The sequence below is a fragment of the Bradyrhizobium sp. LTSP857 genome (assembly GCF_000938285.1).
Lineage (GTDB): Bacteria > Pseudomonadota > Alphaproteobacteria > Rhizobiales > Xanthobacteraceae > Bradyrhizobium.
The window spans coordinates 928,423-942,110 of sequence record NZ_JYMS01000049.1 but is presented as its reverse complement, the minus strand read 5'-3'; the positions used below and the strand labels follow the sequence as shown (position 1 = coordinate 942,110).

The window sequence follows — 13,688 nt, the reverse complement described above, 5'->3', positions numbered from 1 at the left end:
GCGCGTCCATGCGCTGCTGTTTAGGCAACCGTTCGATGCGCGTCCAAGCCAAAGCCTATATCGACTGATGCGGAATCAGCATCAATCCTCCAGCACCTCCGCCGAGGACAATTCGCTGGCGATTTTGACCAGGGCGGACAGCAGCGGATTCTCGTCGTCACGGCGCCAGACCATGAACAATTCGACCGGCACGCGGTTGCGCAGCTTCAGCGGGCGCAGCCGGACGTCGGAGATTTTCAGCCCCGCGGCTGCGGCCGGCACGATGGCAAGGCCAAGGCCGGCGCGCACCATGGCGAGGATCGAGTGGATCTGGCTCAAATGCTGCACGTAGCGCGGCAAGATGTCGGCGCGGGTGAACAGCGCCACCAGCAAATCGTGGAAGTAGCGGCTCTCATAGGGCGAATACATCACGAATGGCTGGCCGTCGAAATCCTTGATGGTGATGCTTTCGGCATTCGCCAGCGGATGCTTTTTCGGGATCGCGGCGAGCAGGGGCTCGGCGACGACGCGGCGGCTGGCAAGCTCCGGCCGCGCGATCGGCGGCCGCAACAGGCCGGCGTCGATCTGGCCCGAGGTCAGCGCCTCGAACTGGTCGCCCGACACCATCTCCTTCAGCGAGAAATCGACCTCGGGCAGTTTGGCGCGGCAGGCGGCGACGAGCTCCGGGAGGAAGCCATAGGCCGCGGCAGCCGTGAAGCCGATCTTGACCGAGCCAGTCTTGCCGAGCGCAATGCGGCGGGCGACCTGCGAGGCGCTCTCGGCGAGCTTCAGGATGCGCCGCGCCTCCGGCAGGAAGCTGCGTCCGGCCGGCGTCAGGCGCACTGAGCGGCTGGTGCGCTCCAGAAGCGGCGCATCGATGATGTGCTCGAGCACCTGGATCTGCCGCGACAGTGGCGGCTGGGTCATGTTCAGCCGCGTCGCGGCACGGCCGAAGTGCAGTTCTTCGGCCACCGTGACGAAACAGCGGAGCTGGTTGAGGTCGAACATCGATACATGCCTTAGATGGATAAGGCGTTTCCCCGGCACTTCTAGCATCGATCATCCCCAAAACAAAGACGGCGGCTGTTGAAGCCGCCGTTGAGTTGCCTGTCCCACTCCGATCACTCGGAGCGCTCAGGAGGAACGTTTGAGCACCACGCGCTCGATCTTGCCGACGATCACGAGATAGGCGAATGCGGCCACCAGCGCGTTGGCGCCGACAAACACCAGGGCACCGTTGAAGGATCCGGTCGCCGCCAGGATGTACCCGATCACGATCGGGGTGGTGATCGAGGAGATGTTGCCGAAGGTGTTGAACAGGCCGCCGGAGACACCGCCGGCTTCCTTGGGCGAGGTATCGGAGACGACCGCCCAGCCGAGCGCGCCGATGCCCTTGCCGAAGAAGGCGAGCGCCATGAAGCCGACCACCAGCGCCTGGCCGTCGACATAGTTGCAGGCGATGATCGACATCGACAGCAGCATGCCGCCGACGATCGGGATCTTGCGCGCCATGGTCAGCGAGCCCGTCTTGCGCAGGATGGCGTCGGAAATGACACCGCCGAGCACGCCGCCGATGAAGCCGCACAATGCGGGCAACGTCGCGACGAAGCCGGCTTGCAGGATCGACAGGCCGCGCTCTTTGACCAGGTAGACCGGGAACCAGGTCAGGAAGAAATAAGTCAGCGTGTTGATGCAGTACTGGCCGAGATAGACGCCGATCATCATGCGGTTGGAAAGCAGTTGGCGGATATGATCCCATCTCGGACCGGAGTCCGGAGCGCGCTCGTGCGCCAGATCATCCTTGGGCGCGTCGAGGTCGACCAGTGCGCCGCCATCCCTAATGTAGTCGAATTCGGCCTCGTTGACGCCGGGATGTTCCTTCGGGCCGTAGATGGTCTTGATCCAGACCAGCCCCATGATGATGCCGAGTGCGCCCATCACGAAGAACACGTAGCGCCAGCCGTAATCATGGGCGATCCAGCCCATCAGCGGCGCGAAGATCACGGTCGAGAAATACTGCCCGGAATTGAAGAAGGCCGATGCGGTGCCGCGCTCATTGCCGGGAAACCAGGCCGCAACGATGCGGGCATTGGCCGGGAAGGAGGGCGCTTCCGCAATGCCGACCAGGAAGCGCAGGCCGAACAGCACGGTGATCGCGGTGCCCGCGCTGAAGAAGCCGACCCAGCCCTGCATCGTCGTGAACAGCGACCAGACGATGATGGAGAAGGCATAAACGAGACGCGAGCCGTAGCGGTCGAGCAGCCAGCCGCCCGGTACCTGCGCGATCACATAGGACCAGCCGAAGGCCGAGAAGATGTAGCCCATGGCGACGGGATCGAGATGGAGTTCCTTGGAGAGCGCGGGGCCCGCGATCGAGAGCGTGGCGCGGTCGGCGTAATTGACCGTCGTGACCAGGAACAGCATGGTCACGATGAACAGCCTGACGCGAGACCTCTTCACGTCCGTTGCGGACACAACTGCGCTCATCAGGCGCCTCCTTGAACTTGAAATGTTTCCTCGCGATGACTCCTAGAGGCGTGCGCAGGAAAGTGTCCAAGTTGAAGGGGGTATCGATTGATACCGTTTTTGAATTGATGGAACGCCGGGTAGCGGGCGACGCAGACGGGAGGCCGGCTAGACCAGCGTCAGATTGGTCGGGTGAACGCCGGTGAAAACGCGCTGGAGGCTCTCGTTCCCCAATCCGAAAACGTGGCCGAACAGATCAGCGAACAGCGCGCGGTAATCGGTCAGCACGGGATAGTCGCGGTTCTGGAACAGATGCGGCTGCTCGACCTTGACCTGCTCGCCGAGAATGCGGCCGCCATTGATGCCGCCGCCGAGCACCCAATAGACGCTGCCATGGCCGTGATCGGTGCCGCGGTCGCCGTTCTCGCGGAAGGTGCGGCCGAATTCGGAGATCACCACCACGACCGTATCGCGCCATGCGGCCGGCCCGACTTCCTCGGAGAAGCCGACAAGGGCGCGACCGAGCTCACCGAGCCGGTCGGCGAGATAGCCGTTGGCTGAACCCTGGTTGACATGCGTATCCCAGCCGCCGACGTCGACGAAGCCGAGGTTGAACTGCTCGCGCATCAGCCGGCCGATCCGCCGCGCCGACAATTCGAATCCGCGCGGCGACACCGCACCGCGGTTGGCGGCATTCATCTCCTCGGAGACCGAGCGGTAGACGTCGTCGCGCACCCGAAATCCCTCCGACACCGACGATGCAAGGTTGGACTGGGCGTACATCTGCTTGATCAATTCGGCCTGGCGGTCGTCGACGCCGGGCTTTGCGACATTGTTGATGCTGGTGTTCGGCACTTGCGATTTGCCGCGGAAGATCAGCGGCAGCTGGTCGGTGAACGCGATCGGCTTGACGCGGGTCAGCTCGGTGGCGAGCCGGCTCATGAAGCCGGAGCGATAGTCGCGCGAGCCGGAGGCCGACTGGCCGAGCTCGATCGTGTCCTGGGTCTCGAAATGGCTCCGGGTCAGGTCGTCGCTGGTGCCGGCGAACGGGATGAACGCGATCTCGCGCTTGGCCCAGAGCGGATAGATGCTGTCACGCAAGGCGGGATGCAGTCCCCAATCGGCGTCGAGCGCGAGGGCCGCGTTTGGATTGCCGACATCGGGCTTGGAGATCGCGAGCGTCGGCCGCGACGCATGGTAGAACTCGCTCGAGACTGGGACGACGACATTCGCCGCGTCATAGGCACCGCGCAAGAACACCACCAGCATGCGGGCGTCGGTCGCAGGCGCGGCCCAGACGCGACCGGCGACCGTGAGCGGAGCGAGTGTGGCAAAAGTCTTGATCAGCTCGCGACGGTTCATGGCGATCTCCGTTGCCGTCAGTGCATGAATTCCGGTGACGACAGGAACAGCGTGTTCCAGTCCTGCGGTGAAATGGCCTTGTCGAGCGATGCCAGCGTCGCCGGACCGAGCGTGTGGCGAAGGCCGTTGAAGTAGAGCGCATTCTGGAGCAGTGGAAACGCAGGCTGCTCGACCGGGTTCGGCCCCTCGGGTTTGAACAGGCCGGACGACCCCGATCCGATCTGCCGCGCGATCTCGAAGCGAACCATCATCTGTCCGGGGCCGTTCCACGACGCCGATGTCAGCGCGTAGCCGTCCGGCGTCTCGTGATTGAACAGGCCTTCGCCGAGGCGATTGAACCAGCCCTGGATCGGGGCCGTATTCAGGATCACCCTGTCGTCATAGGCGAGGCGAACCGCCGACAGCACATATTGCGCGGGATCCTTGAAGCGGGTGCCCGGCTTCAGCGCGGCTTCGAATTCGCCCGAATGGATCATCGTGGCCAGGACGGAGGCGATATCCCCATCGGTCGATTTGAACGTCTGCGCCATCCGCTGCACCAGCGCCTCCGGCGGATTGTCCGCCACGAAATAGGTCGCGATCTTGCGTGAGAGATGGCTTGCGGTCGCGGGATGGTGGACCAGGATGTCGATGGCCTCGTCGACTTCGGCAAGCCCACGTCCCTTGATGGTGTGGCCGAGGAAAATCTTGTCACTGTAGTCGTGTCGTGACGGATTGAATTCAAAGGCGCCCTCGCGCACGAGCTGGGACTGCAATTCCGGCTTCAGCTTCGGGTCTTCCGGCCTGGTGTCGATGCCGACCCCGGTGAGGATCTTTGCCAGCGACTCGACGTCGGCCTGGGTGTAGCCGGAGCCGACGCCCATGGTGTGCAGCTCCATGATCTCGCGGGCGTAGTTCTCGTTGAGATGACCCGCCGCATTGTCGGCATTGTCGAGATAGCGCAGCATCGCGGGATGACGAACGGTCGCCGCGAGCAGGTCGCGGAATTTGCCGAGCGAGGAGGGGCGGATGGCGTGATCGATGTAGTCGCCGACCAGCACGCGCAGATTCGATTTGTACTGGTGGACGTTGAAATGATTGAACCAGAACCAGACCATGCGCTCGCGCAACTGATCGGGAGCGTAGAGCGCGCGCAGGATGGTGCGCGCCGCAGCCTGCCTGGCGCGATCATTCATCGCCTGTTGAAAGACCTGCTGCGCGGCCTTTTTCTGCTCGGGATCGGTGACCTGATTGGCGCTCTTGGACTGTTGCTCGAAGGCGACCGCAATATCGAACGGGAAACTGTGGACGTCTGGCATCGCTTCGATCTGCGCCTTTGCCACGTCGGGCAGCGCCGGATTGCCGGCCGGGTGCAATTGCTCCTGGAGCCAGCGTTCGGCACCGATGCTGTGCAGATGCGTGGCACTTGAGGCGCTGACGCCCCAAGTCAGCCGATCGAGCAAAGCGAGATCGTGCGGGCTGAGATCGTCGGCACGGGAGGCGTTTGCGGTCAGGCCTGTGGTCGCGGCGACGAGCACCGCAAGATTGAAGCATCGCAACCGACGATATGCGCTTCTGCTATCCACGATCGTTCCGGATTGATTGGTAACCCACGACGCGGGCGCCATCGTGGGCCGGATCGGCTGAATATGCACTGAATGGAATTGAAACAAATGACGGCAGCGCCATCAAATTCCAGCGAGCGGCGTGTTCAGGTTCCAGCGCCGGATGCAATACGGCCCGCTATTGCTGCACACCCGGCAAGAGCGGCGCCAATAGGCCGCGCGTGACGCCCGGCGGCACTGCGTCGAGGCCGAGGACGGAGCTTGCGGCGGGCAGCGTGGCGTCGGCCATCGCGGCGTGACCTTCGGCGGAGGGATGCACGGCGCCGCCATAGACGGCGGAGAGCACGCCCCAGGTCGCATCGTGGATGTCGGTCGGCTGGCTCGCCGCCGGCAATCCTTGCGGATAGGTCATCGCGGCGAAATAGCTGTCATTGGCGTCGCGGATCCAGCGTGCGCGCGGCAAATAGGCACGGTATTCCGAGGCGCCGCGGCCGCACAGCAACGGCTGGCTCGCTGCGGCGACGATATCCGGATTAAAACTCTGGCCGTTCTCGGCAAAGCAGGTGCGGTCGAATTCGGGATCGTTACCGGCATGGGCGCAGAAGCCGTGATCGGCGAATGCGGCCTGATGCGAATCCACAAATGTCATGCGGTCGGCTTCGGGATCGCGGCACAGCGCGCCACGCGTGCAGGTGGCGAGACCCTTCAGTTGCGGCAAAAACTCGGTGTCGACGAAGGTCGAGACGCGGGCGAGCCGCTGCGGGTCGGCGTTGAAAGCCGGATGAATGTCGAAGCCGCCGCGACCGCCGCGGCAGGGCACGCCGCCATCCGCGAGCGACGGATTGGCGTAGGAGACGTAGACCACGTGCGAGAGGTCGCCGCCGACCAGCGGCTTCAGCGCCTCGCGCAGCTTGACGAAATTGCGGGGCAGCTCCCGCGCCAGCGCGTCGCGGGAATCATCCACGCTCGCCATCACGCCGGAGCGGCGGAACAGCGCACGCTCGGTCGCGGTGTCGACGATGACGTCGGCAACGAGGCCGGAGAAATAGATGTCGTTGGCGCCGACCGAGAGCAGCACGAGGTCAAGCGTGCGGTCGGGCTGGCGCTTCTTCGCCTCGGTGAGCGCTTCGCGCAGCTCGGCCACCTGCGCATTCACGCTGGTCTGGCAGGTGCCGTTCTTGCTGGGCGGGCATTCGCGAGCGCGCTGCGAGCCGAGCAGCCCGTCGCTGATGCTGGCGCCGGTGCAGGCGAGCGGCAGATAGGTCACCGCGATGTGGCTGTAGCGCACGGCGAGCGCGAGCGCAGTGCGGGCCTGGTAGCTGTAGAGCGAGCGGTGGCAGGGCGAGTTGAACCAGAGCGCGCCGTAGTGCTGCCAGTTCGCGAGCGTATCCGGCGCCTCGCAGGCGCGTCCGCCCTTGAAGCCGGCGCGGCTCGGCCGGTAGTACTGCCCGCCGGCGGTACCGAGATAGGAGCGGAAGCAAAAACCCTCGTCGGAGAGTGCCAGCGGCCGATCCGGATTGCCTTCGCCGGAAGCGATGCTGTCGCCAAGGCCGGCGATGAAGATGTCGCGCACCTGGATCTCGGTCTGGACGCGCTGGGTCGCATCGGAGCCGGAGGAAACGTCGACGCTCGCGACCGTCTGCTTGCCGTAGCGGACGCGCAGATTGATCGGCTCGGCGCAGTCGAAGGTCGAGGTTTGCGGCCCGTCGCCGTCGTCGAACGACCAGGCGCAGGTGGCGCCGACCGGCACCGCGCCGGTCAGGCGTACGGTGACGGGGTGGTCGATCGGGGTGATGTAGTTCTCTTTGACGTTGTCGCGGGTGCAGGGCTGGTTGACCCGGCCCTGGAGGTCGATGCAGAGCCGGTTGACCATGTTGCGCGCCCAGCCGCGGCCTTCACTCTGGAGCTCCAGCGACTGCTCGGCGGCAAGGATGCTGCGGTTACGCGCATTCTCGACATGCAGCAGGAAATCGCGCTCCTCGCGGAACAGCCGGAAGCGATTGCGCACCTCCCAATTGATCTGCATGGCGCCGGCGTCCTGTGCGGCGACGCGTTGGAGCGGCGAAATGGTCAAGATCCCGGCAAACAGCAGGATGCAAGCGGAGAGGGTACGAAGAGATACAGCGATCATGGTCCGCGTCTTCAACGGCAAAGTTGAGGCGGAAATAAGAGAGCATTGCTCCTCAGCCCGCAACCTTTGTCTGACGGGTTCGCGGGCCGCCTTATCGTTTACTGGCCTGTCGCAGCGACCGCTCGTGCTCCATCGCGGTCACCTGCTTGGGCAGATTGGCCTGCGCGCAGGCCTCCGCCAGCCGCCGCCGCTCCTGCCAAGGCTCGACCACGTTCATCCAGAGCTCGCGCGCGCCCATGATGGAGATGGCGAGACCGAAGGGGATCACGAAATAGAGGATGCGGAACACCAAGAGCGTCGCAAGCAACTGCTCCCGGCCGAATTCGGGCAGCGCCACCAGCATGGCGGCGTCGAACACGCCAAGCGAGCCGGGGGCATGGCTGGCGAAGCCCAGGAGCGTCGCCAGGATGAACACCACGGCGAGCGACAGAAAGTCGATCTGCGGATTGGCCGGCACCAGAAGGTACATGGCCAGCGCGCAGAAGCCGAGATCGACCACGCCGATGAGGATCTGCACCAAGGTCAGCGGCGCCGACGGCAACACCACTTTCCAGCCCTTCTGGCCGAGCTCGCGGCGCTTCTCGCCCATGCAGAGCCAGACCAGATAGGCGGCGATCGAGGCGAGGCCGCCGAACGCGATCAGCCGGTTGATCGACGACGGGAGCTGATCCATGTAGGAGGCGGCATCCGGATGGATGACCATGCCGATCGACAGCACGAAGATGTTACCGAGCCAGAAGGTCAGGCCAGACAGGAAGCAGATCTTTGCGACGTCGATGGCGTTCAGCCCGTAATCCGAATAGATCCGGAAGCGGATTGCGCCGCCGGTGAACACGGTAGCGCCGATGTTGTGGCCGATCGAATAGGACGTGAAGCTGGACAGCGCTGCGATGCGGTAGGGAACGTGCTTCTTGCCGATCGTTCGCAGTGCAAAAAAGTCGTAGAAGGTCAGCGTACAGAACGCGAAGAACACGCAGATCGCGGCCAGCCCGATGTTGCCGCGGGGGATCTCGGTCAACGCGGTCAGGATGACGCCGGTATCGATGCCCTTGAGGGTCCGCACCAGCGTGGTCACCGCGAAGGCGATGATCACCACGCTCGCGGCAATTCCGAGCCGTCGCCAGCCGATCCATCTCTTCAAGCCGCGTTTCAGCGCGGGCAGTAGTCCGTGCATTCATCCTCCCGGCGGGGGCAAGACCGACCCGATCGGGCCACTGGCCGGTCGGGCACGACCGTCGCCAAGAGTGGGCGCCGATCGCTAGGCATGATCTAGCTCATTTAATGCAAAAACAGCAACTTGTGCAGCCCTTGACAAAGATAGGTTCTGCGTTGGAGCGGCCGCCTCTGTCATACGTGGTTCACATGGCAGACGCGTTAAGCATATGAGTCGAGGGCCCGGCTGGGATCGCGCGTCCATATGTTGACATGGTTTCAAATCCTGACGCGGCAAGCATTGTTCCAGCGCAAACGCTGCGGATCTTTTTGGAACGCAGGTCTCTTTTGGAACGACAGTGTCGCGCGCAGGTTAGCGACCCATCAGCAATCGAACACATCGAAACATGCGGCTTCTCATGCAAGCCGATGACGTCGTGTTCCCGAAACCTCCGAGGATTGGAACGATGGGACTGTTCACAAAAGACATCAAGACCATGGACGATTTGTTCGTGCACCAGCTGCAGGACATCTATTACGCCGAGCAGCAGCTCACCAAGGCGCTGCCGAAAATGGCAGATAAGGCGACCGATCCGCAGCTGAAGCAGGGCTTTTTGACGCACCTCGAGGAGACCAAGCAGCACGTGAAGCGGCTCGAGGAAGTGTTCAAGATGCACGGAACTCAGGTGAAGGCGGTCGACTGCCCGGCAATCGACGGCATCATCGAGGAGGCCGACGAGACCGCCGGCGAGGTCGCCGACAAGGCGGTGCTTGACGCAGCCCTGATCAATGCGGCGCAGGCGGCTGAGCATTACGAGATCGTGCGCTACGGCAGCCTGATCGCCTGGGCCAAGCAGCTCGGCCGCACCGACTGCGCTGCCGTGCTCGCCAAGACGCTCGAGGAGGAAAAGGCGACCGACAAGAAGCTGACTTCGCTGGCCGAGAGCAAGATCAACCTGCGCGCTGCGAGCTAGCACAAGCGTCTACTAACGAAACGCCGCGCGGTCGACGCGCGGCGTTTTCGCTGTCCGACGACATCCATACTTCCGTCTTTGTCGAAGCATGATGGCAGGCGGGGAGTCTATATATCGCATGGGGCTGCAATCGAGGTGGCAGCATGCGCGCCAATACCATCGAATATGAAGCCTTCGACGCGAACGACGCCCAACCTGCCGCGTCGCGCCTTGCAACCTCTCTGACACTGGCCGCGATGAGCCTCGGCTACGGCGTGGTGCAGCTCGACGTCACCGTCGTCAACACCGCGCTCGATGCGATGGGCAAGACACTCGGCGGCGGGGTTGCCGAGCTGCAATGGGTGGTCAGCGCCTACACCATTGCGTTTGCCGCCTTCATCCTGACGGCGGGCGCGCTCGGCGATCGCATCGGCGCCAAGCGCGTCTTCATGGCGGGATTTGCCCTCTTCACCGCGGCCTCGCTCGCCTGTGCGTTGTCGCCCAACGCCGTTGTGCTGATCGGCGCGCGGCTGGTGCAGGGATTGGCCGCCGCGATCCTGGTGCCGAATTCGCTGGCGTTGCTGAGCCATGCCTATACGGACGACCGGCAGCGTGGTCGCGCCGTCGCGATCTGGGCCGCCGGCGCGAGCCTGGCGCTCACAGCAGGTCCCTTCGTCGGTGGCGCCCTGATCACGCTGGTCGGGTGGCGCGCGATCTTCCTGGTCAATCTGCCGATCGGCCTCGCCGGCCTTTGGCTGAGCTGGCGCTATGCCGTTGAGACCACGCGCACGCCCTCGCGCGAGATCGATTTGCCCGGTCAACTCGCGGCGATCGGCGCGCTTGGCGCGCTCGCTGGCGCGATCATCGAGGGCGGTGCGCTCGGCTGGCGGCATCCGCTCGTGCTTTCGGCTTTCGCTGCGGCCGCCGTCCTGGCCATGCTGTTCGTCTGGCGCGAGAGCCGCACGGCGCAGCCGATGCTGCCCTTATCCTTGTTCGGTCACCGACTGTTTACCCTGACCACGATCTTCGGCCTCCTCGTCAACACCGCCATCTACGGCCTGATCTTCGTACTTAGCCTGTACTTCCAGAGGATCAATGGCCTGTCGGCTTGGTGGACCGGGCTCGCCTTTGTGCCGATGATGGGCGCGGTACTGCCGGTCAATTTGCTGGCGCCGCGTCTGGCCGAGCGCATCGGCCCGTGCCCGACCATCGTTGTCGGCGCCTGCGTGTCGGCGCTCGGCTGCCTCGGCCTGCTCTGGATCGAAGCCGGGACGAGTTATTGGGCGATCTGCGCGCAGATGATCGCGATCAGCGGCGGGCTCGGTCTGTTGGTGCCGCCGCTGACTTCGACCTTGCTTGGCAGTGTCGAGAAGGCGCGCTCCGGCATCGCCGCCGGCGTCCTGAACGCCACGCGGCAAACCGGCAGCGTGCTCGGCGTCGCGCTGTTCGGCTCGCTCATCGCAGGCGAAGGCGCGCTCGTGCAGGGCCTGCATCTCGCGCTGGTTATTTCGGCCGCCGTCCTGCTCCTTGCGGCTGCCGCGATCGGGCTTGGTGCGCGGGCGCAGAAATGAACGAGACGATGAGCAATGTGAGCAACCGCACACATTCTCTGTTCACCATTCCCAGAACCGACACATAGCCGGTTACCGACTGTCCACCTCTGCCGGTTCTAGTGCGGGTGGAATAGGAACTGGCAATGTATCAAGTTCTTTACTGTCTCACGGACCAGCATGACTGGCGCCTGGTCGCGCTTGGTGGCGCGGTGTGCCTGCTTGCCAGCGCGGCGGCGATCAGCCTGTTTCATCGGGCGCGTGCGACGCAAGGACCGGGGCGGCTGGTCTGGATCTCCCTGGATGCCGTCGTCAGCGGCTGCGGCATCTGGGCGACGCACTTCATCGCGATGCTGGCCTACGGGCCGGGCAACGGTGGTGCCTACAACATTCCGGTGACGATCCTGTCGTTGATCTTCGCGATCTCCGTCACCTTCGTGGGACTGAGCATCGCGGTATCGTCCTCGCGGACAGCGTGGGTCGTCCTCGGCGGTGCCATTGTCGGCGGCGGCGTCGCGGCGATGCATTACACCGGCATGGCGGCACTGGAGATTCCCGCGCGCGTGAGCTGGGTCGAAGGCACGGTTGTCGCCTCGGTCCTGTTCGGTATCGTCTTTGCGGCGCTCGCCCTGTTCGTCGCGTCGCGACGCGACGACCGTTCACATGCACTGCGTGCGACCGGCCTGCTGACGCTCGCCATCGTCGCACATCATTTCACTGCGATGGGCGCGGTGCTGCTGACGCCGGATCCGACGATCGCGATCAGCGGGATGTCGATCCCGCCGGCCTCGATGTCCTTCCTCACCGCCAGCGCCGCGGTCGCGATCATCGCGATCGCGCTGGTCTCGGCGCTGCTCGATCGCCGCGCCAAGGGAGCATTGGGCCGCCAGCAGGTCGTGCTCGACACCGCGCTCCAGAACATGTCGCAAGGGCTGTGCATGTTCGATGCGGAAGGCAAGATCCAGCTGTTCAACGAGCGCTACGCCGCGATGCTCGGCCGCACCGACATTCCGCTCACCGGCCGCCTGCTTATCGACGTGCTGCGTGAGGAGCAGGCCAAGGGCCAGTGGCAGGGCGATGCGGGCGAATTCTTCGCGCGCCTTGTCGTCGACGCGCGCGAGGGCCGCACGACTAGCCAGGTCGTGACCCGGTTCGACCGCTCCATCCGAGTCGTCAATCAGCCGATGCAGGGTGGCGGCTGGGTCGCGACCTTCGAGGACATCACCGAGTGGCTGGAGGCGCAGGCCAAGATATCGCACATGGCGCGCCATGACGCGCTGACCAATCTGCCGAACCGCGTGCTGTTCCACGAGCAGCTTGAACAGGGACTGCGCCGGGCCGGTTCGAACGACCAGCTCGCAGTGCTCTGCCTCGATCTCGATCACTTCAAGGACATCAACGACTCCCTCGGCCATCCCATTGGCGATGCGCTGCTGAAGGAAGTCGGCCGCAGGCTGAAGGCCACCGTCGGCGAGCACGACACCGTGGCGCGGCTCGGTGGCGACGAGTTCGCCGTGGTCCAGATCGGACGGTCGGAGGAGGCTGCGGCGAGGGCTCTCGCCGGTCGCCTCGTCGAGGTGATTTCCGCGCCTTACGAGATCGACGACCATCAGATCGTGATCGGCGTCTCGATCGGCATCTCGCTGTCGCCGCAGGACGGCACCAATCCGGACGAATTGCTGAAGAACGCCGACCTCGCGCTGTACCGCGCCAAGGCTGACGGCCGCGGCACCTATCGCTTCTTCGAGACCGGGATGGATGCGCGCGCACAGGCGCGACGTTTGCTGGAGATGGACCTGCGGGCGGCGCTGCAACGCGACGAGTTCCAGGTGTACTATCAGCCGATCCGCGACGTCGCGAGCGATCGCGTCGTCGCCTTCGAGGCGCTGTTGCGCTGGAACCATCCGCACCGCGGCCTGATCTCGCCCATCAACTTCATTCCGCTGGCCGAGGAGACCGGCCTCATCGTTCAGCTCGGCGAATTCGTGCTGCGCAGCGCCTGCGCGGACGCGGCCACCTGGCCGGGCGATGTCGATGTTGCCGTTAACCTGTCGCCGGTCCAGTTCAAGAGCCCGAACCTGATCGCAATCGTGACCGAGGCGCTGGAGGCATCGGGCCTCGCGGCGCGCCGCCTCGAGCTCGAAATCACCGAATCCGTGCTGCTTCAGAACAGCGAGGCGACGCTGACCACCCTGCATGAGCTGCGCGGCATGGGCGTGCGGATCTCGCTCGACGATTTCGGCACCGGCTATTCGTCGCTGAGCTATCTGCGCAGCTTCCCGTTCGACAAGATCAAGATCGACCGCTCGTTCGTATCCGAGCTTGCGACCCGCCAGGATTCCATGGCGATCATCCGTGCGGTGACGGGCCTCGGCCGCAGCCTTGGCATCGTGACCACCGCGGAGGGCGTCGAGAACGACGCGCAGCTCGAGCTGCTCAGGCGCGAAGGCTGTACCCAGGCGCAGGGCTATCTGTTCAGCATGCCGCGGCCGGCATCCGATGTCGCGTTGATGTTGGCACGACCGCGGCTGCTTGCGTCGGCCTAAGGAAA

At 64.4% G+C, this 13,688-nt stretch carries 9 protein-coding genes; 3 read left to right on the top strand and 6 right to left on the bottom strand.

Annotated features, from left to right (window positions below):
• Nucleotides 1–81: 81 nt before the first annotated feature.
• The 6 genes from UP06_RS37905 to UP06_RS37880 form a co-directional block, all read right to left on the bottom strand.
• Entirely contained in the window at nt 82–987 is a 906-nt protein-coding gene (locus UP06_RS37905) for a LysR family transcriptional regulator (RefSeq protein WP_045008712.1), read from the bottom strand.
• 126 nt (nt 988–1,113) lie between these two features.
• Nucleotides 1,114–2,466, bottom strand: a complete 1,353-nt coding sequence (locus tag UP06_RS37900; RefSeq protein ID WP_045008711.1) for an MFS transporter — start codon at nt 2,464–2,466, stop codon at nt 1,114–1,116.
• Between the two features lie 147 nt (nt 2,467–2,613).
• On the bottom strand, nt 2,614–3,807 hold the full coding sequence (locus UP06_RS37895) for a DUF1501 domain-containing protein (RefSeq protein ID WP_045008710.1): 1,194 nt from the start codon (nt 3,805–3,807) through the stop codon (nt 2,614–2,616).
• A gap of 17 nt (nt 3,808–3,824) precedes the next feature.
• On the bottom strand, nt 3,825–5,372 hold the full coding sequence (locus tag UP06_RS37890) for a DUF1800 domain-containing protein (protein WP_502691641.1): 1,548 nt from the start codon (nt 5,370–5,372) through the stop codon (nt 3,825–3,827).
• A gap of 157 nt (nt 5,373–5,529) precedes the next feature.
• Entirely contained in the window at nt 5,530–7,482 is a 1,953-nt protein-coding gene (locus tag UP06_RS37885; protein ID WP_045008875.1) for an SGNH/GDSL hydrolase family protein, read from the bottom strand.
• 91 nt (nt 7,483–7,573) lie between these two features.
• A complete protein-coding gene (locus tag UP06_RS37880; RefSeq protein ID WP_045008708.1) occupies nt 7,574–8,656 on the bottom strand; it encodes a lysylphosphatidylglycerol synthase transmembrane domain-containing protein in 1,083 nt (360 codons plus the stop codon).
• 445 nt (nt 8,657–9,101) lie between these two features.
• Here UP06_RS37880 and UP06_RS37875 point away from each other — a divergent pair, with 445 nt between their 5' ends.
• The 3 genes from UP06_RS37875 (at nt 9,102) to UP06_RS37865 (ending at nt 13,683) form a co-directional block, all read left to right on the top strand.
• On the top strand, nt 9,102–9,608 hold the full coding sequence (locus UP06_RS37875; RefSeq protein WP_045008874.1) for a YciE/YciF ferroxidase family protein: 507 nt from the start codon (nt 9,102–9,104) through the stop codon (nt 9,606–9,608).
• Nucleotides 9,609–9,751: 143 nt separating this feature from the next.
• On the top strand, nt 9,752–11,158 hold the full coding sequence (locus UP06_RS37870) for an MFS transporter (RefSeq protein ID WP_045008707.1): 1,407 nt from the start codon (nt 9,752–9,754) through the stop codon (nt 11,156–11,158).
• A gap of 125 nt (nt 11,159–11,283) precedes the next feature.
• Nucleotides 11,284–13,683 carry a bifunctional diguanylate cyclase/phosphodiesterase gene (locus UP06_RS37865; RefSeq protein ID WP_045008706.1) on the top strand — a complete coding sequence of 800 codons (2,400 nt, stop codon included), beginning with the start codon at nt 11,284–11,286 and terminating at the stop codon, nt 13,681–13,683.
• Nucleotides 13,684–13,688: the final 5 nt, after the last annotated feature.

Coding starts and splice junctions, on each gene's coding strand:
- UP06_RS37885 (WP_045008875.1), bottom strand. CDS start 7,482: ATGATCGCTGTATCTCTTCGTACCCTCTCCGCTTGCATCCTGCTGTTT.
- UP06_RS37870 (WP_045008707.1), top strand. CDS start 9,752: ATGCGCGCCAATACCATCGAATATGAAGCCTTCGACGCGAACGACGCC.
- UP06_RS37875 (WP_045008874.1), top strand. CDS start 9,102: ATGGGACTGTTCACAAAAGACATCAAGACCATGGACGATTTGTTCGTG.
- UP06_RS37905 (WP_045008712.1), bottom strand. CDS start 987: ATGTTCGACCTCAACCAGCTCCGCTGTTTCGTCACGGTGGCCGAAGAA.
- UP06_RS37900 (WP_045008711.1), bottom strand. CDS start 2,466: ATGAGCGCAGTTGTGTCCGCAACGGACGTGAAGAGGTCTCGCGTCAGG.
- UP06_RS37895 (WP_045008710.1), bottom strand. CDS start 3,807: ATGAACCGTCGCGAGCTGATCAAGACTTTTGCCACACTCGCTCCGCTC.
- UP06_RS37865 (WP_045008706.1), top strand. CDS start 11,284: ATGTATCAAGTTCTTTACTGTCTCACGGACCAGCATGACTGGCGCCTG.
- UP06_RS37880 (WP_045008708.1), bottom strand. CDS start 8,656: ATGCACGGACTACTGCCCGCGCTGAAACGCGGCTTGAAGAGATGGATC.